The organism is Pseudomonas sp. Pme6b (genome assembly GCF_058129925.1).
Window position 1 is genome coordinate 347,919 of the sequence record NZ_CM176704.1, and the last position, 22,532, is coordinate 370,450.

Genomic DNA, 22,532 nt, shown 5'->3' on the forward strand with positions numbered 1-22,532 from the left:
GTATACAGAAATGCCCCGCAATAATCAGCCCCGAGTTGAATCCGGTGTGCCGGGCGTGTCTGTGGCCAGCACCAGATCGACCTTGTCGAGCAGATCGCGGACCTGTTCGCGAGTCGAACCGCTGGTCTGTACGTCAGGCAAATGTTCTTTATGCAGCAGGTCGTGAGTGATGTTGAGCGCGGCCATCACGGCGATGCGATCGGCACCGATGACTTTGCCGCTGCTGCGGATTTCACGCATCTTGCCGTCCAGATAACGGGCGGCGCTGACCAGGTAGGTGCGCTCTTCCTGAGGGCAGATGATCGAGTATTCCTTGTCGAGGATCTGAACGGTAACGCTGTTGCCATTGCTCATGAGTCTTGCTCCAGGGCTTTGAGGCGCGAAATCATTGACTCGACCTTCTGCCGGGCGATTTCGTTTTTTTCAATGAGTTGGGCGCGTTCCTCGCGCCAGGTCTTTTCCTGAGCTAATAGGAGTGCATTTTGGCCTTTAAGTTGCTCGGCATACTTCAGGAGCAGCTCCACACGTTTCATCAGCGCTTGCAGGTCGGTGTCTTCCATTGTTTTCCACTGAATACTTTCTGATGAATGGCAGGGGAGGCGATGCTTGTGCTCAAGCTCGAACCGCCGTCCGGGTGATCTTGTCGCGCGGATAGTCTAGGATACAAGGCCTTCATTCTAGACATTGCGCCGTTTGGCGACTAGCTACCCATGCCCATTCAGAATTCTCCGTACAAAGCGTTCGCCACTCTGCTTAACAGTGGCGGTCACCATGTATCCCCTGCCGAGCTGCATGGCCTGCTGCTGGGGCGTAGTTGCGCGGGTGCCGGTTTCGACAACGAAGGCTGGTTTGCCGATGCTTCGGTGCTGCTGGAAACCGAGCCGCAAGACAATATCAGCCAGGCGCTCATCGGCTTGCAAGAGATGGTCAAGGGCGAACTCACCGGTGACGACATGACCGTCGTGCTGTTGCTGCCGGGCGACGATGAGCCGCTGACCGAGCGTGCTGCCGCGCTGGGCCAATGGTGTCAGGGGTTTCTGGCAGGCTTCGGTCTGGCCATTGGCGACAAGACGCTCGGCACTGAAGCCAAGGATGTTCTTGAGGATCTGGCGGCCATTGCCCAGGTGCAGGATGCACTGGACGAGTCCGAAGACGGCGAGACCGACTATATGGAAGTCATGGAATACATGCGCGTAGCGCCATTGTTGCTGTTCACCGAATTCAATGAGCCTGCTGCGCCGCAACCCAAGCCTTCTCTGCACTGATTGCCCATCACTGCGATACCGGCCCGCGCTGACGACAGTGCGGCCCGGTAGACTCCATCAGGACTCCTGCTGCCCATGATTCAGATCCCGAAGTCCGAATACGCCCGCCGCCGCAAGGCTCTGATGGCTCAGATGGAGCCGGACAGCATTGCCATCCTGCCTGCTGCGGCGGTTGCCATACGCAATCGTGATGTCGAGCATGTCTACCGGCAGGACAGTGACTTTCAGTACCTCAGCGGCTTTCCCGAGCCGGAAGCGGTGGTGGTGCTGATTCCCGGACGCGAATATGGCGAGTACGTTTTGTTCTGCCGTGAACGCAATCCCGAGCGCGAATTGTGGGAAGGTCTGCGCGCCGGACAGGAAGGCGCGATCCGCGATTTCGGTGCGGACGATGCATTCCCGATCAACGACATCGACGAAATTCTGCCGGGCCTCATCGAAGGCCGTGACCGGGTCTATTCGTCGATGGGCAGCAACCCTGAATTCGACCGGCACCTGATGGACTGGATCAACGTGATCCGCTCCAAGGCGCACCTCGGTGCCCAGCCGCCCAAGGAATTTGTCGCGCTGGATCATCTGTTGCACGACATGCGCCTGTACAAATCGGCGGCCGAAATCAAAGTCATGCGCAGCGCGGCGGACATCTCTGCGCGTGCCCATGTGCGAGCAATGCAGGCCTGTCGCGCAGGACTGCACGAGTTCAGCCTGGAAGCCGAGCTGGATTACGAATTTCGCAAGGGCGGTTCGAAGATGCCTGCCTACGGCTCGATCGTGGCCTCGGGGCGCAACGGTTGCATCCTGCATTACCAGCAGAACGATGCCGTTCTCAAGGATGGCGATTTGGTGCTGATCGATGCGGGCTGCGAAATCGACTGCTATGCCAGTGACATCACCCGGACGTTTCCGGTGAGCGGCAAGTTTTCTCCCGAGCAAAAAGCTATCTACGAGCTGGTGCTCAAGTCTCAGTATGCGGCTTTCGAGGCCATCGGCCCCGACAAGCACTGGAACCAGGCGCACGAAGCGACGGTCCAGGTTATTACCGCAGGGCTGGTCGAGCTGGGTTTGCTGCGAGGCGACGTCGATCAGTTGATCGAGAGCGAGGCCTACAAGATGTTTTACATGCACCGTGCCGGGCATTGGCTGGGCATGGATGTGCACGACGTCGGCGAATACAAGGTCGGCGGCGAGTGGCGTGTACTGGAGGTCGGCATGACGCTGACTGTTGAACCCGGGATCTACATATCCCCCGACAATCTGGACGTCGCGAAGAAATGGCGAGGTATTGGTGTGCGAATCGAAGACGACGTGGTTGTAACCAGGCAGGGCTGTGAAATCCTGTCCGGTGGCGTGCCCAAGACCGTCGCCGAGATCGAGGCGCTGATGGCGGCTGCAAAGGCACAGGTCGCATGAGCCGCTTTAATATTGCCATCGTCGGCGGCGGATTGGTGGGCGCAAGTCTCGCGCTTTCACTGCAGGCCGGTGCCAGGGCGCGCGGCTGGAAAATCGTGCTCATCGAACCTTTCGCGCCGGGTGAGGCCTGGCAGCCCAGCTACGATGCGCGTTCTTCGGCACTGTCGTTCGGCTCGCGACGCATCTATGAGCGGCTTGGCCTCTGGCAGCAGATATCCCGCCGCGCCGAGCCGATTCTGCAAATTCAGGTCTCGGACCGTGGCCGCTTCGGCGCTACCCGTTTGTCTGCGATCGAAGAGGGTGTTCCGGCGCTCGGCTACGTAGTCGAGAACGCCTGGCTCGGTCAGGCACTGTGGGCGGCGCTGGATCGTGATGTCGTCAGTTGGCGTGTGCCGGCCGAGGTCAGGCACATGCAGCCGCTGGCCGATGGTTATCGCCTGAGCCTCAGTGACGAAACCGAACTGGATTGTGATCTGGCCGTGCTGGCCGATGGCGGTCGCTCCAGCCTGCGCGAGCAGCTGGGTATTGGAGTGCGGCAACGGCCCTACGACCAGCATGCGCTGATTGCCAATATCACGCCGAGCGAAGCGCATTGCGGGCAGGCGTTCGAACGTTTTACCGAGGACGGGCCGATGGCGCTGCTGCCATTGCCGGAAAACCGCTGTGCGCTGGTCTGGACGCGTCCGGGCAACGATACCCAGCGCCTGGCCGAGCTGGACGACCGCAGTTTTCTGGAAGAGCTGCAGGGCGTGTTTGGCTATCGCCTGGGCACGCTGCGTCAGGTCGGTGCACGGCATGTCTACCCCCTGGCGCTGATCGAGGCCGAAGAGCAGGTGCGTTCGCATCTGGTGATTCTGGGTAATGCGGCGCACAGCCTGCATCCGGTTGCCGGGCAGGGGTTCAATCTGTCCTTGCGTGACGCCGATGCACTGGCCGGGACGCTGCTGGACAGCGCCGCGCCGCCCGGTGAGTTGTCTACTCTGCAGCTCTACCGTGAGCGTCAGCGTCATGATCAGCAATTGACCGTGGGCTTCTCCGACAAGGTGACACGCCTGTTCGGCAGCTCCCGGTCGGCGGTTGCCACCGGGCGTAACGTCGGGTTGCTGGGCCTGGACCTGTTGCCAGCCGCCAAGCGCTGGTTTGCCCGTCAGGCGATGGGCCTGGGGACTCGATCCGATGTGTGAATCACACACTTTAAACACACGGCTTCGGCCGCAAGCGAGAACGGTTTGACCATGGAAACGCGCGCAGATGTGCTGATTGTCGGAGCCGGAATGGTCGGCAGTGCCCTTGCTCTGGCGTTGCAGGGCAGCGGTCTTGATGTGCTGGTGGTCGACGGTGGGCCGCTGAGCGTCAAACCCTTTGACCAACACTCGGCTTTCGAGCCACGGGTCAGTGCCTTGTCGACAGCCAGTCAGCGAATTCTTCAGCGGCTGGGCGTATGGGAAGGCATCGCGGCCCGTCGCATCAGCCCGTACGCGCACATGCAGGTCTGGGATGGCAGCGGCACCGGGCAGATTCACTTCTCTGCCTCCAGCGTGCACGCTGATGTGCTGGGCCATATCGTCGAGAACCGCGTGGTGCAGGATGCGTTGCTCGATCGCCTGCATGAAAGCGACATCGGCTTGCTGGCCAATGCGCGGCTGGAGCAGATGCGCCACTCCGGAGATGACTGGCTGCTGACCATGGCCGACGGTCGCCAGTTGCGCGCACCGCTGGTGGTTGCCGCCGATGGTGCCAATTCGGCGGTGCGCCGCCTGACCGAAACGCCGACCCGTGAGTGGGATTACCTGCATCACGCTATCGTCACCAGTGTGCGCACCGCTGATTCCCACAGGAAAACTGCCTGGCAGCGTTTTACCGACGACGGTCCCTTGGCTTTTCTGCCACTGGAGCGCGAGGGCGAGCACTGGTGCTCTATTGTCTGGTCAGTCACACCGGCTGAAGCCGAGCGCCTGATGGTGCTGGAAGATGACCTGTTCTGTCGTGAACTGGAGCAGGCATTCGAGGGGCGTCTGGGTCAGGTAGTGTCTGCCGATGAGCGCGTTTGTGTGCCACTGCGTCAGCGTCACGCCAAGCGTTACGTTGCCAGGGGGTTGGCGTTGATTGGCGATGCGGCACATACCATTCACCCGCTGGCCGGGCAGGGCGTGAACCTGGGCTTTCTCGACGCAGCCGTGCTGGCGCAAGTCCTGACCCACGCTGCCGGGCGTGGCGAACGCTGGTCTGACCTGCGCGTGCTGGGCCGCTACGAGCGTCGTCGCATGCCGCACAACCTGGCGCTGATGGCCGCAATGGAAGGCTTCGAGCGGCTGTTTCAGGCTAACCAATTGCCACTGCGCTGGTTGCGTAATACCGGTTTGAAAATGGTCAACCGGATGCCCGAAGCCAAGGCTCTGTTCGTGCGCGAAGCGTTAGGGTTGTCGGGAGATTTGCCTGAGCTGGCGCGGATTGAGCCCGCCACTACTCTATAGGGTCGGACGCGGAGCGTCGCACGATAGTTGAAGATCGTTCCTCACGCTCCAGTGAACTGCCCCCCAAAAGTTGGACGGTTTTAGCTTGCCGCCTGAGCCCTGTATTTTACGGGGCTTTGGCCGTTGAGCTTCAGCTTGATGCGGTCATGGTTGTAGTAGTGGATGTACTCATCCAGACCTGCTTTCAACTCATCGATGCTTTCAAACTGTTTCAGGTAGAAAAACTCGGATTTCAGTGTACCGAAAAAGCTTTCCATTGCCGCATTGTCCAGGCAGTTGCCCTTACGGGACATGCTTTGTTTGACGCCTCGTACCGATAGCTTATGGCGATACTGCGCGTGTTGATACTGCCAGCCCTGGTCCGAGTGCATCACAAGCTTCGGCTCGTCCTGCAACTGCTGAAGCGCCTTGTCCAGCATGCTGGTGACCAGCTCAAAGCTCGGCCTTGTCGACACTTCATACGCCACGATTTCACCGTTGTACAAGTCCATCACGGGTGAGAGATACAGCTTTCGATTGCCTACCTTGAACTCAGTCACATCGGTCACCCACTTCTGGTTCGGGCGTTGCGCGCTGAAATTGCGCTCCAGCAAATTCGGCGCAATGGTTCCGATTACGCCCTTATAGGAGCGGTATTTTTTGGGGCGCACCACTGATCGCAGGCCCAGTTCTGCCATCAGTCGTTCTACAACCTTCTTGTTGACCAAAATACCTGCAGTGCGAATGACCGCCGTGATACGCCGAGCGCCATAAAGGCCTTTCTCCTCGTGGTAAATGCTTTCGACTAACTGTTTCAAAGCAGCATAGGGATCGGGTCTGGATTGCACCTGAACCTGATAGTAAAACGTGCTGCGTGCCAAGCCCGCCAGCCTCAGCAGAGCGCAAAGCGGGAACCGGCCCCTCAGTTGCTTGATGCTCAGGGCTTTTTCGGTTGCCGTCGTTTCTGCTCCTTCAGCTCTTCCAACTTTTTTAGGTAAGCGTTCTCCATGCGCAGATATTCAAGCTCGCTCATCAACTGGTCGCGCGTCTTCTGCGTATCGTCGGCGGTTACTGGTTTGGCGGGATAAGGCTTCTTTGGCATGGCGACAGGCTTTCTTCTGGCAGGAACATACGGGGCTGTACCGCTACTGTAATGCCGCTTTTCCCAAATGACTATTTGGCCGGGATCCCCGATACCAAAATGCGCAGCGGCCTGACGGAGCGATAGCTTGTGTTCACGCCTGTGCTCAAGCACTGAGCGCTTGAAAGCTTCGCTGTATCGAAGACCAGGCTTGCGATGGCCGGTGTGACCATGACTCTTGTAGTTAGCGACCCAGCGTCGAAGCAGGCTGAAATCGATCGAGAACTGGCGGGCTACCATACGAAAGCCCATGTTGTCTTCAAGATACGCTTTGACGACAGTGAGCTTGAACTGCTCTGAATACTTACCCATTTGAACACCCCCGTGAGGTCGGATTGGTGTCCAACTTCTTGGGGGCAGTTCACCAGCGTGGGAATGCCTTGCGTGACGCTCTGCGTCACAAATCTGCGCCGCGCCGCCTATTCAGGATAGGACGCAGAGCGTCCAGAAACGCAAGCCGACGCGGAGCGTCGCACGATAGTTGATGATCGTTCCTCATGCTCAGCGCACCAATCCGTTGCGATACTGCCCTGGTGTCAGTCCGGTCCAGCGTTTAAAGGCGCGGCTCAGGCTGGTGGTGTCGGTAAAGCCCAGCAGGTAGGCGATTTCGCTCAGCGAGCTTTGCGGATCGTTCATGTGCAGCAATGCCAGGTTCTGGCGGCATTGATTGAGCAGCAGGTCGTAACAGCAGCCCTCGTCGGCCAGATGACGTTGCAAACTGCGCGTGCTCAGGTGCAGGGCTTCGGCGATGGTTCTGACGGTGGGTTCGCCATCCGGCAGAAGGGTTTCGATGGCCGAGCGCACGCGCTGCTCCCAGATCAGCGAAGGTAACGGATCGCCCCTGGATTCCTGCCCGTTTACCTGTACCGGGCCGTCATCCAGGTGGCTGTCGAACTGATCACCGCCAAATTCCAGCAAGTTCTCCTGCGCCGCGAACATCACCGGCGAGCGGAACAGATCCTGCCAGGGCTGCGGATTATCAGGTGCGGGACGTTGCAGATGCACCGCCAGCGGCGCGTAGCCCCTGCCTAGCCGGTTGCGGCAGGTGCGCACATAAATGGCGGCGAATGCATCCAGCAACTCATGAGCGGGTAGCTGACACGATTTCGGCGTGCCGAAGCGGAATTCATAGCGCTCGCCCACCGTTCTGAAGTCCAGCTCCAGAGAGTCCTCAGCCATTGAGCGGTAACGTACGATGCGTTCGAAAACCTCGCGCAGTGAGCCGCTGGCCACCAGCGTATAGCCCAGCGCGTGGAACGACGTGGGGCTGACAAAGCGCGAGACACGCAAACCCAGGGTTGGATCGAGGCAGGCCTGTACCGCTCGCTCCCAGAGGTCGGCGGTGATGTCTGAGGGAAACTGTGCGCCGGGATCACCCAGCATACTCGGGTCTATGCCAGCGCTCTGGCACAACGTGTTGCTATCCACGCCCAAGGCATCGAGCTGCCTGCGCAATGCAGGGGTCCAGCTGGCGAGACTGCTTGGCTCAGGCATGTGGACGCCTCTCCCTGACATGAGGTGATTCAGCGTCGGGCTGTGCCGACATGGTTTCGCGGGGCATTTCCGTTGCCTGACGCCGTGACCAAGAATGAAAGCTTTTGTGACAGTTGTACAAGTCTTTAGACACGTTTCTTGCCATCGGGCGGCAATCGTCACGTGTCAGGGGCGTCGGGCAGCGCTGAATAGGTCAAAGCGGCCTATGAATACGCTTCGACCAAGCAGTTGTCGTATAACAAAAAAACCGAGCCTTTTCAGTAAACCTCCGCGGGCCCTTTTCCTGAGGAAGCCGAGCGTTGATGTCATTTGACACTGGCATGGCAAATGACTATAAATGCGCCATGTTGTACGACAACCTAAGACTTGCAGAAAATTACAACCACAAAAATAATTCAAAGAGTAACAAGTCCATGACCAGTCTGATTTCTCAGGCAATAAAAAAGTTTATATCCTCCGTTTTTTCGACTTTTTCGCACGATTATCGGCGAATTACCTCGATAACCCTGCCTGAACCGACCGTAATCTGAAGTTACATAAAACCAGCCGCCTCACGGTCATGGCCGCGGGACGCTCATCGCCAATCTAAAAATAAACAGGGTGAAGAGATGAAAATAAAAGGCATTCGGTGGTGGATGGTGGGGCTGGTAACAGCTGGCCTGGTCGTCAACTACCTTGCACGCAACACGCTGTCCGTCGCAGCGCCGACGCTCATGAGCGAACTGAGCATTTCCACCGAACAGTACGCGCACATCGTCGTCGCCTGGCAGCTGTGCTACGCCATCATGCAGCCGGTGGCGGGCTACATTATCGACGCCATCGGCACCAAAATGGGTTTTGCGATTTTTGCCATTGCCTGGTCGGCTGCCTGCGCTGCCGCAGCGTTCGCAACCGGCTGGCAGAGCCTGGCCATCTTCCGTGGCATGCTCGGGCTGACCGAAGCAGCGGGCCTGCCGGCAGGCGTCAAGGCCACGACCGAATGGTTTCCGGCCAAGGAGCGTTCGGTTGCCATCGGCTGGTTCAACATTGGCTCGTCGTTCGGCGCATTGCTTGCGCCCCCGCTGGTGGTCTGGGCCATCCTGCAAAGTGGCTGGGAGCTGGCGTTTCTGATTGTCGGTGGCCTGGGTATCGTGTGGAGCGGGCTATGGCTGCTGTTGTACAAGCACCCGCGTGACCAGAAGCGTCTGGGCGATGCTGAGCGTGACTATATTCTCAGCGGCCAGGAATCGCGCCTCAAGGATGCACCTGCCCAGAAAGGCAGTTGGAAACGCCTGTTCAAGAACCGCAATTTCTACGCTATCGCTTCGGCGCGCATCCTGTCCGAGCCCGCTTGGCAAACCTTCAACGCGTGGATCCCGCTGTACCTGATGACCGAGCGCCACATGAACATCAAGGAAGTCGCGATGTTCGCCTGGCTGCCGTTTCTGGCGGCTGACATCGGCTGTGTACTGGGCGGTTATCTGAGCCCGCTGTTTCACAAATACTGCAAGGTGTCGCTGTTCACATCTCGCAAGATGGTCATGCTGTTCGGCTGCTCATGCATGATCGGCCCGGCCTGTATCGGGCTGGTCGAAAGCCCTTACACCGCTATCGCATTGCTGTGCATCGGCGGTTTCGCGCACCAGACCCTGTCGGGCGCACTGTACTCGATCACCTCCGATTCGTTCGGCAAGAACGAGGTGGCCACAGCGACCGGGATGGGCGGAATGTTCGGCTTTTTCGGGGCGGCGGCGTTCACCATGGTGTTCGGCGTGCTGGTCACCAAAATCGGCTACAGCCCGCTGTTCGTGGTGCTGGCGATTTTCGATATCGTCGCCGCCATTGTGGTGTGGACCGTCGCCCGCGAAGTGCCGCAGAACGACGAGGCCGTGGCGCTGAGCGTTGATGAATCGGGTTCTCGAACTGTTCCCGCAACTTGAGGCCGTCGTAATCCTGTAACGAAGCGCGGATATTCTCTGCGCTGAAAGTGATTTTTTATTAGAGGCCGTTCCTCGAAGGCAGGGGACGGCTTCTTTTTTTGCCTGACAGCTGATATTCGTTTTAGGAATTAATAAATAGCTTCTTATTCCTTAGCGAATATAACTTCCATCCCTATACTCGTCTCATGAACGCATACATGCAGGAGGCGAATCCATGCATAACGAGTCGATCCGGTATCTGATCGTGCCAGGCTGGCAAGGGTCTCCTGATGATCATTGGCAGACCCACTGGCAAAACAGCCTGCCCAACAGCACGCGCGTGGAACAGGCCGACTGGCTCAAACCACGCCGTGAGGACTGGGTGGGCGAGTTGCAACGCACGATTGCAGCGCACAGCACGCCGGTGATCCTGATCGCTCACAGCCTGGGTTGCGTGACAGTCGCGCATTGGGCACAACTCGCACCGCTGGAGACTCTGCGTCAGGTGCAAGGTGCGTTGCTGGTAGCACCTGCTGACGTCGAACGTCCGAATTGCCCGCCTGCATTGCGTAATTTTGCGCCGATCCCTAATGATCTGCTGCCGTTTCCGACACAAATTGTCAGTTCTGACAACGACCCTGCGGTCAGCTCTCAGCGCGCTATGGAAATGGCCCGTCACTGGGGGGCGGAAGTCGGATTTCTGAGTCAGGCCGGGCATATCAACGTCAAGTCCGGACATCAGCGCTGGGAGCAGGGGTTCGCCTACCTGTACCGGCTGCAAAACCGTCTGGAGCAGCATGCGCGTCGTCGCGCATGAGCGGAGCTTGTTTATCGACCCAACGGGTCCTGTCTTTTAAACGCTTGAGCCGTCGCAAGGGCTCAGGTGGGAGTGTGTCATGAGCTTTCACGAAAATTTCGGTCAGCCGCTGCTGACTTTCCCCGATGCAGAAAAAAGCCCGCTGAGCATTCGTGCCAAGGCGCTGGTATTCATCGACCCGCGCTCGCGCCGTTTACGCGAAGAAATGGAACAGCTGGCGCCTCGTTCGCTGCCGGTCTTGATCCGTGGCGAGTCCGGGACCGGCAAGGAATTACTGGCGCGGCATATTCATCGCGGCAGTGATCGCTCGGGCTTGTTCGTTTCAGTCAACTGCGGTGCCATCAGCCCGACTTACGCCGATGCGGAGTTGTTCGGTTATGCCGCCGGAGCGCACAGCGGTTCGGTCAGCAGTCGGGCCGGCTGGTTTGGCTCGGCCAACGGCGGCACTTTGTATCTGGATGAAATCGGCGACCTGCCACTGCCCATTCAGGTCAAGCTGCTCGCCGCCCTGGAAAACCACGAAGTCACGCGAGTGGGCGCGCACCAGCCGAGCCCGGTCGATGTGCGTCTGGTAGCCGCCACCAGCATCGATCTGGCACAGGCGGTGGCTGCCGGAAAATTTCACGAGCGGCTTTATCACTACCTGAGCGAGGGGCGTCTTGACCTGCCGGCGTTGCGCGAGCAACCGGGCAATATCCTGCCGCTGGCCGAATATTTTGTCGGTATCTACAGCCAGCGCCTCAGCCTGCCTGTGCAACTGATCAGCGAAGACGCGCAGCGCACGCTTGAAGCCCACAGCTGGCCCGGCAACACCCGTGAGCTGGAGAACGTCATTCACTTTGCCTTGCTGGTCAGCAGTGGCGACGAAATTCGGGCTGAAGATATCAATCTGCCGGATATTGCCGCGCCGCTGACGCTGATCGAGCGTCAGGCCAGGTTGTTGGTGAGCAGCGGGGATCGCGAGCAGCTTTGCGCGCTGCGGCGATTGCTCGAAACGGTGACATCGCAGCTTGAGCAGAACCCTGCGTGAAGGCGTGAGACAAAAAGATATAAGTACTCGATTAAAAAGTCTTTTATCGGAATATAAAATCTCGGTAATGTCAGCATGATGTCGCAGGGTTTGGATCGCGCGACGGCAAACCATTGAGTAATAAAGCGTCATTTTCTGATGACGCTCCCGGATTTCGCTAAGGACATTGCATGAAAAAGACGTTTCTGATGACCGCTCTGGCGGCTGCGTTCTCGATTGGCCTGGCTCACGCAGGCGAAAAACTGGTGGTCGGTGCAACGCCCGTGCCGCATGCGGAAATCCTGAAGCTGATCCAGCCGACCCTGGCCAAAGAAGGCGTGGACCTGGAAATCAAGGTCTTCACTGACTACGTGCAGCCAAACGTTCAATTGAGCGAAAAGCGTCTGGATGCCAACTATTTTCAAACCAAGCCTTATCTGGATGGCTTCAACAAGGGCAAAGGCACCAATCTGGTGACTGGCGTGGGCGTACACGTTGAACCGTTCGGCGGCTATTCCAGCAAGTACAAGAAGCTGGCTGATTTGCCTGAAGGCGCAACCATCGCCATTCCAAATGAAGGCAGCAACGCAGGCCGCGCACTGCTGCTGTTGCAAAAAGGTGGCCTGATCACCCTGAAGGATCCGACCAACGCCCTGTCCACGCCAAAAGACATCGCGAGCAACCCGAAGAAATTCAAATTCCGCGAACTCGAATCGGCTGTACTACCACGTGCGTTGAGCCAGGTTGACCTTGCGCTGATCAACACCAATTACGCGCTGGAAGCCAAGCTCAATCCTAAGAAAGACGCGCTGATCATCGAAGGTGCCGATTCGCCGTACGTGAACTTCCTCGTCACCCGCAAAGACAACGCCCACACCGACGCCATCGAAAAGCTGTCGAAAGCGTTGACCAGCCAGGAAGTCAAAGACTTCATCAACAAGAAGTACGACGGCGCGGTACTGCCTGCGTTCTGACCCACTGAGTGTCGTGCGTAATCCAACTATCGTGCGACGCTCCGCGTCGCATGCCGTTCTGGAAGCTCCGCGTCCGGTCTTGAACAGGCGGCGCGGCGCAGACCTGTGACGCAGAGCGTCACGCAAGGCATTCCTGCGCTGGAGCGTGAGGAACGATAACATCACTATCGTGCGACGCTCCGCGTCGCATGCCGTTCTGGACGCTCTGCGTCCTCTTTCGAGCATGTGACGCGGCACGGATCTGTGACGCAGAGCGTCACCCAAGGCACTCCGACGCTGGAGCGTACCGAACGATAATCTCGTCTATCGTGCGTCGCTCCGCATCGCCCCACAATTCCCCGCCATAAAGGCCCCTGAAAACGCTTTCTCGACAAAGCGTGTCGAGTCCGGCAGAGAGCCATTCACTGCGCCGGAGTGATCCAGCTGCGGGTAGTAATGCCACTCGATGCGGTCGCCGACCTTGCACGCATCTTTCACCAGCGCGATCTGGCTGCGAACAGGTGAAATGACATCCTTGCCCCCGTGCCGATAAAAACCGGAATGTCCGACTTTAACGTCGGGTAGTCCGAATGGCGATTTACCTGATCGAGCGCCTTATCGGGTGAGCGTTTGAAACTGTTGTTGAATGTCAGTCCATCCGCGACCACCTTGCGCTCGATGGCTTGCAGGCATTCACGCTGACTGGTTTCGAACGCAGGCTTTGCGCGGTCGCTCAGGTAGTCGGCAGGATGCAGCGACGGGTCGATCAGTGCGGCAGTGCTCAGTCGCAACAGGTTATAGGCCAGCGACGGCGTGACCTGATCGCGGAAGGTGTCCGGTTCGGCATGTTTCTCACGCGATTGAGCCATCGGATACGGCGTCCCTGTCGCAACCACACCGACAATGTTCAATTCGGGCGCATAAGTCTTCTGGTAGACGGCCGTTGCGAAAGCGGCACGGCCACCTTGCGACTGCCCGAACACAACTACCCGCGAAGACAGATTGAAGTCCGCCTTCTGAACCGCACGAATGCTGTCGAGCACACCATACGCCAGCGGACTGCTCAGCCCGAACGAGTGCAGCCCCGGCGTGCCCAAACCCTGGTAATCAGTAGCCACAATCGCGTAGCCCCGCCCGAGCCATTCATTCAGATAGCGCGTGTCGCGATCACTGCGCCCGGCAAAGGAAGGCGCACAGATGTCCGCGCTGCCAACCGTGCCATGCGCCCACGCCATCAGCGGCCATCCGCCCTTTGGCGGCTCACCCTTGGGCATGAACAAGGCTCCTGACACTGCGACTGGCTGGTTGTTGAGCCCGTCTGTCGAGGTGTACAGGATGCGGACATTCTGTCCGGCATTCTCAAGGCTCTGTTTGGCCGTCAGCGGTTCCGAGCGCAGCAGTTGGCCCGGTGTCGACGGCACTTTATCCGGCCATGTGTAAAATGCGGGAACACCACCTTCGCCCGGGTCTGACTGGGCAACGGCGACGGTTTTCATGGAAGAGCCTGGCACTGCGCTGCAAGCTGCGAGCAGGACCATCAACAGGGTGGCCAGAACGGCCAAATACCTTGGCGATGAGTTCATCGGTATTTCTCTACAAGCTGACAGGAGAGGGCGCATCAGCATCGATGTATCAAGCCGATTATGACCTGAGCGATGATAACTGTCGCACGCGCTGCCAGTACTGAACGGAGTTCTTCATGCGCAAGGATTACCTCGCTTTTTTCATCTCGCTTTTCCTGTCCAGGCTGGCGGATCAGATCCTGTTGTTCATAGTGCCGCTGGTGGTGTTCCAGACCACCAACAGCGCTTCATGGGCCGGGCTGGCGTTTTTCGTCGAATCGTTCCTAGGTTTCTCGCGTTTCCGTTGTGCGGCGCGCTGTGCGACAAGTATTCGCCTATCAGAATTCTGCACATCAGCCAGGTCTACCGGGCATTGCTCTGCGTGCTGGCGATGGTGCTCTACGCACTCTTTGGTGGCATTGGGTGGCTCGTGGTGCTCTCGGCATTGTGCGGGGTGCTGACCACGCAAGGCATCATGGCGCGCGAAGTGCTCATGCCGCATATCTTTCAGCACTACAGCTACACCAAAACGTTGTCCTATTCCCAGATCGCCGACCAGTCAGGGCTGGTCCTCGGGCCGCTGGTGGCGGCACTGATACTTGAAGTGTGGGCCTGGCACTGGGTAGTGCTCTGGATCGCCGGACTATTCCTGCTGGCAGACCTCTGCATGTTGGCGTGGCAACGTCTTGGCCGTTTTAAGCTGGAAGTGTTCGAGCAGCATCAAGACATCTGGCTGCAGCCCTTACGGATTGCGTTCGGGCATATCCGTGGCCTAGCTGAATTGAAAAAGATCATCACGCTGGCGGTGGGCGTCAACCTGATCGTCGGCGTCACGCTGGCTACCTCGGCAGCCATGGTCATCGGCGAGTACAGCGCAGGCAAGGATAACTACGCAGGGCTGCAGGCGGCGGGGGCATTGACTACTATCGTGATCCTGTTCTTCCTGGCCCGTGTGGTGCTGCCTTTGCGGGTGCTGGGCGGTGTCGGGTATTCAATGATCGCGATCGGGGCATTTATCAGCGCCCTGAGCCCGAACCTGATGGGCTATGCGCTGGGTTTTCTGTTGATCGTCGGCTTCGACAAGATGTTCAACGTCTACATGCGCACCCTCCGGCAGCGTGTGATACCGCCCCAGGACTTCGGCAAGACGGTGGGCGTGATCACGTTGCTCAACAACCTGTCGCAGCCTCTGGCAGGTTTGCTGGTGGCCCTGCTCGCAGCGCCTTTGGGCATTCGCCAGGTCATCCTGATGCTGACCGTGCTGACGAGCGTTATCGGAGCGGGTGCCCTGTGGTGGTTTGCAAAGGCACGCAGCCCATTCCCGACCTCGATTGTTGAGGCTGATCGAGAGGCCGGGAAATGAAAATGGAGCTGAGTCCGTTTCGCTGAATCTGGATAGGGTCAGGGCTTTTGAGGAAAGGCATTGTGCTTGTCCACGATGCAATGCTAAGAGCGCGGTGAAGAATTGATTTCATTGCTGTATTCAAAGATCGGGAAACCCCCAATCCTGAAGTGGGGAGAGCTGAGACAGAAAAGTTAGATGCTCGATGGTTTTTAATTTTTGTAGATTTTTAAGTTCCATCGGACCGCCGAGTGCCAGGGCTGGGACGAAGCCGTACATTTCGTCACTTTTGAGTGGCCCGAGTTTTTCGAGAGCCGGTTTGAATAGATCATCTAAGTCGATTTCATTAGGTTTTTGTGACGAGAAAAAAACTTTTATTCCGAAATCGAGTTTTTCGCCTGTAAATTTAGAGGTACGAGGAGTGTATCTGGCTACATAGCTGTTAATAGTCAAGCAGCTACCTTTCCTTTCACCCCATACGTAAAGCTTTCCGAAAGCGCTGCGTGCGATAACATGGTAATTATCCAATCCATGGATATCTGTGTCAGTAAGCCAGTGTTCAAGTATTTCTTCATAATCTTGAGGGTTCACGGTCCAGAAAATCCCATCTGCATATCCGCACCAGCCATGATCTATCCAATACGTCAGTAGTTGGTCAGGCAGTTTGTTTTTATATCTCATGGTGCTTGACTTCAGAACTTCATCTCGCTCAATCGCAGAGCCAAATTTTTCTAGGAAGAAAGCAAAGTCTTCGTCCATCATGCAGTCCGAACTGACAGCGTCATGAAGAAGGCTAATCTCTGGTTTCCGGATTTAGACATCTGGAAACCCCCAGTCCTGAAGTGGCGAGAGCTGAGACAGGAATGTTAAGTGCTCGATAGTTTTCACTTTTTTCAAGTTTTTCAGTTCCATCGGTCCTCCCAGGGCAAGAGCAGGAACGAAGCCGTACATTTCATCCGCTTTAAGTAGGCCGAGAGTTTCAAGAGCGGGGAGGAATAGTTCTTCAAAACCATTGGTCTTCGGGCTTTTTGTAGAGAAAAATGCTCTTATTCCCAAATCGAGTGCGTCGCCTTTAAACTTAGATTCCCGTTCTACATAACGTGCCATAGAGCTGGTTATAGTTAAGCTAAATCCGTTTTTCTCACCCCATACGTAAAGTTTTCCAAACGCACTTCGAGCTATAACGTGGTAATTGTCTTGGCTGCAGAATTTGGTGTCTGAAAGCCATTGGTCAAGTATTTCTTCATAATCTTGAGGGTTTACCGTCCAGAAAAGTCCCTCCGCATACCCGCTCCAGCCGTGATCAGCCCAGTAATCAAGTAGCTGATCAGGGAGTCTGTGTTTATACTTGGCAATGCTTGATGCGGGTACTTCACGGCGTTCCATCGCCGGGCCGAACTTTTTGAGAAAAAAAGCATAGTGCTCGTCCATAATTTTCCCTCTATTCACATTTTTTAAGTTTGGCATTCATATTGGTAGACCTACGCAACGCCTCTGGCACCTCCTGTGCGGCACTATCCAAGCCTGTAATACGGCTTGGCCATTGTGCACCCAAGCTAGAGTTGATCCTCCGATCACCAAAACCACCAATTATGTCTTTCCCTCCAGCAAATAAATCAGGATTATGCAGTGCGGCCAGAGTTGCCATTTTTTCTGAGGCCATTTTTTTGGCTGTTGCTTCTGCCCACTCGGGCATAGCTCCGCCCGAGATTAGTTCGTCTTGCATTTTTTCCTCTAGTTCATTGCGAAATTCCTCGCGCGCCTTTGCAGCCAACTGAGGGTCTCGCACAACGTCCCCATCCGTAAAAGCTTTCCGCCCTTTCAGATAATCATTCACCGTCAAGTCATTCAACCCATTTTGCTGAGCTTCTAGCTGGTCATCAAACTCTTTAGCAAGGTTGCGGTGCTTTTCACTTAATCTAAAACATGGCACCTCATGCTCCGCCATGCCCGACGCTCTTTTCGGTTCGGGCTCGTCCGCACGTCGATTGGGCGGCGGAGGCGGCGGTTCCTGTTTGTCCAGTGCACTTTTACGAGGGCTGGCGTTTTGCAGGTCGGGGTGTCTTGTCAGGGCGTCTTCGTGCTGGAGCATCCATTGGCCCAGCTTCGCACCTTTTTTACTGGCTTGCATTTCATTGGCAAGCACGCTTGCGTTACCTCGGCCGCGCGTCAGGTAGGCGACGATGGCGCCCAGTAGCAGTATCACAACTTCTTCATGGCCTTGGGCGATGTGGTGCGCTGCACGGCTTACAACCTGCGGATCGTCGCCGCCGAAGGGGTTGAGGCCAGGCTCGCCACGGGTGCCTTGCCAGGCGATGGCGATGCCACGCGTGTAGTTGTCGACAATACGAGGAAGGCCGTCGACGAAGAATTCGGCAATGGATGCCAAGCCGAGAATGCCAAGGATCCAGGTGCTAAGTTCCAGGCCGATTGCGGCACCCGCCATGCCCATAGGCACGGCGCCTGCACCAAAGAAAAAGCTGCCGACTCCCGCACCTATTGCGCCACCGGCGAGCGTACTGCCCGCGACGATCATAGCCATTTGGCTAACCACGTCTATCAGGTCGTTGATGATGCTGGAGATGTCGATATCTGCGAAACGCCGCCCAAGCCGACGGGCCGCTTCCAATTCGCCGCGGTTGAACGCGCTTCTGATATTGCCGACGCGTCTGAGGTTGAGCTGTAGTGTTGAAACCGGCTCATTGTTGAGGCTGCGCTGGAAGCTGGCTCCAGGCTGGTAGCCCATGCTTTGGCTAAAGCGTCGTTCTATATCGAGCCACGACGGCACAATGCTCCATAGCGGCATTCGGTGTCTCCCTGACTGCCCCGTCTGGTAGATGCACCATAGAGAAGGCCGATAATGAAGTCAAAGTGGCCAGAGGTTTTCTGATTGGTCCTACACGTTGGAGCGCGAAGTCCCGCATGCTGCCCTCTGAACCTACAGAGAGCAGCACCATTACCTGCCTTTAAAACGCCAACGTCACCCGAGCATTCAGCGACTGATCCGAAGCATCGTTGCTCACTTGACCGTCGTAGCTCAGGCCTACGCTCAAGGTATCGCTCAACCCCAGGTCGACACCTGCGCCGAGCACTGCGGCGCTGCGGGCAATCGGTGCACCGGAGAGTTCGAAGGTGCTGCCGCCGCTGAAGGCTGAGCGGCTTTCCGGGGTGACGTCGCCGTAGGCGCGACGCCAGCCCAGTGTGGCGTTGGGTTTGATCGTCACGCTGTCGGCGTTCAAGCGAGTGGCAGCGCGCAGGCCCAGGGTGCTGAAGGTGATGTGGTTGTTCTGGGATTTGTTTTCCAGGCTGATGGCGTTGCTGTTCTCGTCGAAGGCGTCGGTGTCTAGGCGCACATGGGCGAGGTTGGCGAAGGGTTCGAGCAGCGCATTGCCCATTTCGATGGAGTAGCCCAGTTCGCCGAAGACCTGATTGGTCGCTGCTTTGTAGTCTTCCTTGAAGTGCTCGGACGAGCCCGGCAGGTCCAGCGTACGCTTGGCGGTCAGCTCATGCCAGGTGCGCACTGCGCCGAGACGCAGGCCCAGTTGGCCCCATTTCGCGCCGCCATAAACGCCCAGGTGGTAGTTGTCGCTGTCGGTGGAGCCGGACGCGTGGCGCAGGTCGAAGCTGCTGTTGCTGAAGCCTGCCAGTGCGCCTATGCGCCAGGTGTCGTCGAGGGGTACGTCGGCGCCGAACAGCAGGCCGCTGGTGCGGGTTTCGAGGCCTGAAGCGTCGCGGCTGCTGTCGGTCTGGCCGGTCGCGCCGATGGCTTGAGTCCACACCACGCCACGCGAGGCATCGCCGGCCAGGGTTTGCGTAGTGCTGCCGAATGACTGCGCGGACTGCGCCTGCTGCATGCGATCGTTCATGGCGTTGCGCACCAGACGGCTGTCTTCGATCAGCGCAGATTGAGTCGATGCGTGCAGCTCGTTGGACAACGCCTTGAAGGTCGCCTGTGCGGTTGCTGCGTCGTCCTGCACCACCTGACGCCACAGCGCATTGCCTGCGCCCGCGCTGTCGAGCCCCTGAGCGACGGCGCTGGCATTGCGCGTGGTCGCCAGGCTGGCGAAGGTTTGTGCATTGCGATCCAGCGTCAGACCGACGTCTGTCGCGGTGTAGTTCAGCGTCGGGGTAAGGAACGCGAAGTTGGTTTGCACGGCGGCAAATGCACCGCTGACGCCACCGGCTGCAGAGATAATCGAGTAACGGCTTGCCGCTACCCAGTTGCCGCCTTCAACCAATGACAGCGTGCTGTTATTGAGGGTCGCACGGCCGCTGGCGACGATGCGGTCGGCATTGCCATTGGCGTCCGATTCCACTTGATAAACCGAACCCTGAGCCAGGTTGACGTCACCATTGACGTTCAGCTGCCCGACCGAATTACCCGGTGCGACTACGCCGCCCTGAGCGACGTTGATGCCGCCGACGGTGCCGTTGCCACCCAGCGTCGCGCCTTGCTGCACGCTGACGATGGAGTTGCCGAGGTTGCCATTCACTGCCAGGCGACCGGCCTGCACGGTCGTCGCGCCGGACAGGCTGCTGTTGCCGGTCAGGTTCAGTGAACCGACGCCGCGTTTGATCAACGCGCCGTTGCCGGTCAGGGTGTTGGCGAGGGTGTCGTTGGTGGACTGATCGACCACCAGCGTTGCGTTGTCGGTGATCGTGCCGCTGCCGAAGGCCTGGGCATGACCGGTCAGGGTGCCGCCGTTGATCAGCGTGCCGCCCGAGTAGGTGTTGTTGCCGGTCAGGATCAGGTTGCCCGTGCCGTTCTTGATCAGCGCACCGCTGCCGCTGATGTCGTTGCGCCAGGCGTCGATGGCGTTATAGCCGCCGAGGCTGGCGTTCATGTTGACGGTGACGTTGGAATTGAACGCGCCGTAACCATCGCCTGCGGCATACAGGTTCAAGCGACCGTAGCCACCTGACTGATCGATCACTGCGTAGCCCGACGACAGCTCAGTGGTCGCCAGAATCTCGCGGCGCTGGCTTGCGTCCAGGTACGGGAAACGTGTTTCCAGCAGCACTTCAGCGTTGGTCGGCACGACCGGCGCGAGATTGGTCGGGCCGACCGGGTCGAAGCCGTAGGTCATGCGCGCGGTATACAGCGCCTTGTCCTGCGCATGCTGGGAAGTGCGATCGGTGGCCGGGTCGATGGCCGTCATGCAATTGTTGACGTCGCCGCCGCACTGAGCGGTGAAGTAGGCCAGCGCCTGTGCGCGAGCATCGGCGCGCAATTGCGTGTTGGCTGAATTGGACAGGTTGTCGATGGCGAAATAGGTCGCCGTGATACGCCCGCCGATCACGTCGAGGGGCGAGTGCATGCCTGCTTCGATGCGGTTGTCGCCAATCTCCGAAGCACGCAGCATCAACTCGCTGAACCGCTCTGGGATTGCGTAGGCCAAGGCGTAGGCAGACAGGTAGGCGGCGTTGGTATGGCCGCTGGGGAACCCCGAGTCACTGGCCGGCGTGGTGCTTTCGGCCGGGCGCAAAGACGGCGCGACGACGAATGCCAGGTTTTGTCCGTCCAGGCTCTGCCGCCATGGCCGTGGATACAGATAGTGGGACTTGGCCGGGGTCGTGGAGGCGTCTTTGCGCACGGCGCCGACCAGATCGACCACTTTGCCCAGCGCTGAAGACGAACTGCCTGCGCCATTGCCCTTGTCGTCGTACTTGACGGTTTTGTTGCTGTCGTCAAATTGCGTGATGGTAGTGAAGGCCCCCGCGCCTGCTTTATAGGCATCACTCAATGAGCCCAGACCGCTGATGGCGCTGTAGCTCTGATCGCGACGGTCATCGAAGTAAGCGGCGGTTTCCTGGGCAAGCGTGCGCGAGTTGGCACGGTCGACGACAATTTGCAGGTTGCGTCGGAGCAGGCTCTGCCCCAGCGCAGTCGGTGTGCCGGTATCCCAGGTTGCACCGGTCGTCCACAACGTGTTGAACCCGGAAAGCAGATCGACCCCGTTGATCCGGTCGTCATTTGCACGGCTCGCTGCCTGTACCGATACCGCAAGCAGTGAAAGTATCAACGACGACATCATTACGTGGGCAACCGGTTTATTACATCGCATGGCGAGCGCCTGTACTCAATCTTGATAAGGCGCCGACCCTAGCAAGGCGTTCTTACACTTGGATGTATCTGCCGTGACACATTTATGTTAGCGAGTGCGCTCAAAAAATCCTCAGGAAGCATTCAGAACTATCGATATTCCTCAACGGTATTTAAATTCTCTTTCTTATATCTATACAGTTCCGCCTTTCAGTCACACTGTTCTGGAGTCGGAGTTCTCATGCCAGCAGCCTCCCTCGCTTCATCGTCCGCTCAATCTGCTTCGCAATCGTTCGACGTGCGTCCATTCACCGGAAAGGTGGGCGCGGAAATCGTCGGGCTGGATCTGTCCAGGCCGTTGAATGACGCGGATTTCGCGCGAGTGCATCAGGCGCATCTGGATCACCACGTCGTGGTGTTCCGCGATCAGCAGATCACGCCGCAGCAGCAGGTCGATTTCAGCCGTCGTTTTGGTGTGTTGCAGATCCATGTGCTCAAGCAGTTTCTGCTGGCTAACCATCCGGAAATCCTGATCGTCTCCAACATTGTCGAGAACGAGAAGCCTGTGGGGCTGGGCGATGCCGGTAAATACTGGCATTCGGACCTGTCTTACAAAGAGCTGCCAAGCCTGGGTTCGATGCTTTACGCACAAGAGTTGCCGAGCGAAGGTGGCGACACGCTGTTCGCCGACATGCATCAGGCGTGGGACACCTTGCCGCAACACCTGCGTGATGCCGTCGAAGGGCGCTCGGCGGTTCACAGTTACACTGCGCGCTACGCCGAGGGCCATAACGCCGCCAACTGGCGTCCGACCCTGACCGCCGAGCAACTGGCCCAAGTGGTCGAAGTCAGCCACCCGATTGTTCGCACGCATCCTGAAACAGGCCGCAAGGCGTTGTTTGTCAGCGAGGGTTTCACCACCCGGATTCTTGACCTGCCGGAAGACGAGAGCCGCCAGATTCTCAACGAGATCTACGCCCACAGCGTGAAGCCCGAGCATATTTACCGGCACCAATGGCAAGCCAACGACATGGTGTTCTGGGACAACCGTTCCCTGATTCACCTGGCTGCCGGCTGCCCGGCCCATCTGCGACGCAAACTGCATCGCACGACCATTCAAGGCACCGCGCCATTTTGATTCAGGA

17 protein-coding genes and 2 pseudogenes are annotated in these 22,532 nt (G+C 58.0%); 10 read left to right on the forward strand and 9 right to left on the reverse strand.

Annotated elements, in window-relative coordinates; all coding sequences use genetic code 11:
• Positions 1–24 precede the first annotated feature (24 nt).
• Both AC4ANE_RS01640 and AC4ANE_RS01645 read right to left on the reverse strand, forming a co-directional pair.
• Complete coding sequence (locus AC4ANE_RS01640; RefSeq protein ID WP_002551572.1) at positions 25–354, reverse strand: cell division protein ZapA; 330 nt, start codon at positions 352–354, stop codon at positions 25–27.
• A complete protein-coding gene (locus AC4ANE_RS01645) occupies positions 351–560 on the reverse strand; it encodes a TIGR02449 family protein (RefSeq protein ID WP_002551573.1) in 210 nt (69 codons plus the stop codon). Before AC4ANE_RS01645 ends, AC4ANE_RS01640 begins: the two co-directional genes overlap by 4 nt.
• 150 nt (positions 561–710) lie before the next feature.
• Here AC4ANE_RS01645 and AC4ANE_RS01650 point away from each other — a divergent pair, with 150 nt between their 5' ends.
• The 4 genes from AC4ANE_RS01650 (at position 711) to AC4ANE_RS01665 (ending at position 5,149) form a co-directional block, all read left to right on the forward strand.
• Complete coding sequence (locus AC4ANE_RS01650; protein WP_031598342.1) at positions 711–1,265, forward strand: YecA/YgfB family protein; 555 nt, start codon at positions 711–713, stop codon at positions 1,263–1,265.
• Positions 1,266–1,340: 75 nt separating this feature from the next.
• Positions 1,341–2,675 (forward strand): Xaa-Pro aminopeptidase, encoded by a 1,335-nt coding sequence (pepP, locus tag AC4ANE_RS01655; RefSeq protein WP_002551575.1) that lies wholly within the window; start codon positions 1,341–1,343, stop codon positions 2,673–2,675.
• A complete protein-coding gene (ubiH, locus tag AC4ANE_RS01660) occupies positions 2,672–3,859 on the forward strand; it encodes a 2-octaprenyl-6-methoxyphenyl hydroxylase (protein ID WP_002551576.1) in 1,188 nt (395 codons plus the stop codon). Before pepP ends, ubiH begins: the two co-directional genes overlap by 4 nt.
• A 51-nt stretch (positions 3,860–3,910) precedes the next feature.
• Positions 3,911–5,149: a 2-octaprenyl-3-methyl-6-methoxy-1,4-benzoquinol hydroxylase gene (locus tag AC4ANE_RS01665; protein ID WP_002551577.1), complete on the forward strand. Its 1,239-nt coding sequence runs from the start codon at positions 3,911–3,913 to the stop codon at positions 5,147–5,149.
• Positions 5,150–5,229: 80 nt separating this feature from the next.
• On the opposite strand, the gene AC4ANE_RS01670 is transcribed toward AC4ANE_RS01665, so the two are convergent.
• Both AC4ANE_RS01670 and AC4ANE_RS01675 read right to left on the reverse strand, forming a co-directional pair.
• Positions 5,230–6,581, reverse strand: a protein-coding gene (locus AC4ANE_RS01670; protein WP_095077641.1) for an IS3 family transposase whose coding sequence is annotated in 2 segments (ribosomal slippage) — positions 5,230–6,122 and positions 6,122–6,581 — 1,353 coding nt in all. Because the reading frame shifts where the segments join, the coding sequence is not laid out codon by codon here.
• A gap of 189 nt (positions 6,582–6,770) precedes the next feature.
• A complete protein-coding gene (locus tag AC4ANE_RS01675) occupies positions 6,771–7,763 on the reverse strand; it encodes an AraC family transcriptional regulator (protein WP_057442997.1) in 993 nt (330 codons plus the stop codon).
• Positions 7,764–8,371: 608 nt separating this feature from the next.
• Here AC4ANE_RS01675 and AC4ANE_RS01680 point away from each other — a divergent pair.
• The 4 genes from AC4ANE_RS01680 to AC4ANE_RS01695 all read left to right on the forward strand — a co-directional run bounded on the left by AC4ANE_RS01680 (position 8,372) and on the right by AC4ANE_RS01695 (position 12,461).
• Complete coding sequence (locus tag AC4ANE_RS01680) at positions 8,372–9,682, forward strand: MFS transporter (protein ID WP_002551578.1); 1,311 nt, start codon at positions 8,372–8,374, stop codon at positions 9,680–9,682.
• A 214-nt stretch (positions 9,683–9,896) separates the two neighbouring features.
• Positions 9,897–10,478, forward strand: a complete 582-nt coding sequence (locus AC4ANE_RS01685) for an alpha/beta hydrolase (RefSeq protein WP_005734806.1) — start codon at positions 9,897–9,899, stop codon at positions 10,476–10,478.
• 79 nt (positions 10,479–10,557) lie between these two features.
• Positions 10,558–11,508: a sigma 54-interacting transcriptional regulator gene (locus tag AC4ANE_RS01690; RefSeq protein ID WP_002551580.1), complete on the forward strand. Its 951-nt coding sequence runs from the start codon at positions 10,558–10,560 to the stop codon at positions 11,506–11,508.
• 170 nt (positions 11,509–11,678) lie between these two features.
• On the forward strand, positions 11,679–12,461 hold the full coding sequence (locus AC4ANE_RS01695; RefSeq protein ID WP_002551581.1) for a MetQ/NlpA family ABC transporter substrate-binding protein: 783 nt from the start codon (positions 11,679–11,681) through the stop codon (positions 12,459–12,461).
• 303 nt (positions 12,462–12,764) lie between these two features.
• Here the strand turns inward: AC4ANE_RS01695 and AC4ANE_RS01700 are convergent.
• Positions 12,765–14,023: pseudogene (locus AC4ANE_RS01700) on the reverse strand (lipase family protein).
• Positions 14,024–14,139: 116 nt separating this feature from the next.
• On the opposite strand from AC4ANE_RS01700, the pseudogene AC4ANE_RS01705 reads away from it, so the two are divergent.
• Positions 14,140–15,365 (forward strand): annotated as a pseudogene (locus tag AC4ANE_RS01705) (MFS transporter).
• Positions 15,366–15,485: 120 nt separating this feature from the next.
• On the opposite strand, the gene AC4ANE_RS01710 reads toward AC4ANE_RS01705, so the two are convergent.
• The 4 genes from AC4ANE_RS01710 to AC4ANE_RS01725 form a co-directional block, all read right to left on the reverse strand.
• On the reverse strand, positions 15,486–16,103 hold the full coding sequence (locus AC4ANE_RS01710) for a GAD-like domain-containing protein (protein WP_031597653.1): 618 nt from the start codon (positions 16,101–16,103) through the stop codon (positions 15,486–15,488).
• Positions 16,104–16,157: 54 nt separating this feature from the next.
• On the reverse strand, positions 16,158–16,775 hold the full coding sequence (locus AC4ANE_RS01715; protein ID WP_057425626.1) for a GAD-like domain-containing protein: 618 nt from the start codon (positions 16,773–16,775) through the stop codon (positions 16,158–16,160).
• Between the two features lie 10 nt (positions 16,776–16,785).
• Positions 16,786–18,150, reverse strand: a complete 1,365-nt coding sequence (locus AC4ANE_RS01720) for a DUF6861 domain-containing protein (protein WP_002551584.1) — start codon at positions 18,148–18,150, stop codon at positions 16,786–16,788.
• A 160-nt stretch (positions 18,151–18,310) separates the two neighbouring features.
• A complete protein-coding gene (locus tag AC4ANE_RS01725; RefSeq protein WP_002551585.1) occupies positions 18,311–21,409 on the reverse strand; it encodes an autotransporter domain-containing protein in 3,099 nt (1,032 codons plus the stop codon).
• A gap of 219 nt (positions 21,410–21,628) precedes the next feature.
• Here AC4ANE_RS01725 and AC4ANE_RS01730 point away from each other — a divergent pair, with 219 nt between their 5' ends.
• Positions 21,629–22,525, forward strand: coding sequence for a TauD/TfdA dioxygenase family protein (locus AC4ANE_RS01730; protein ID WP_005730943.1), 897 nt, complete (start codon positions 21,629–21,631; stop codon positions 22,523–22,525).
• Positions 22,526–22,532 lie beyond the last annotated feature (7 nt).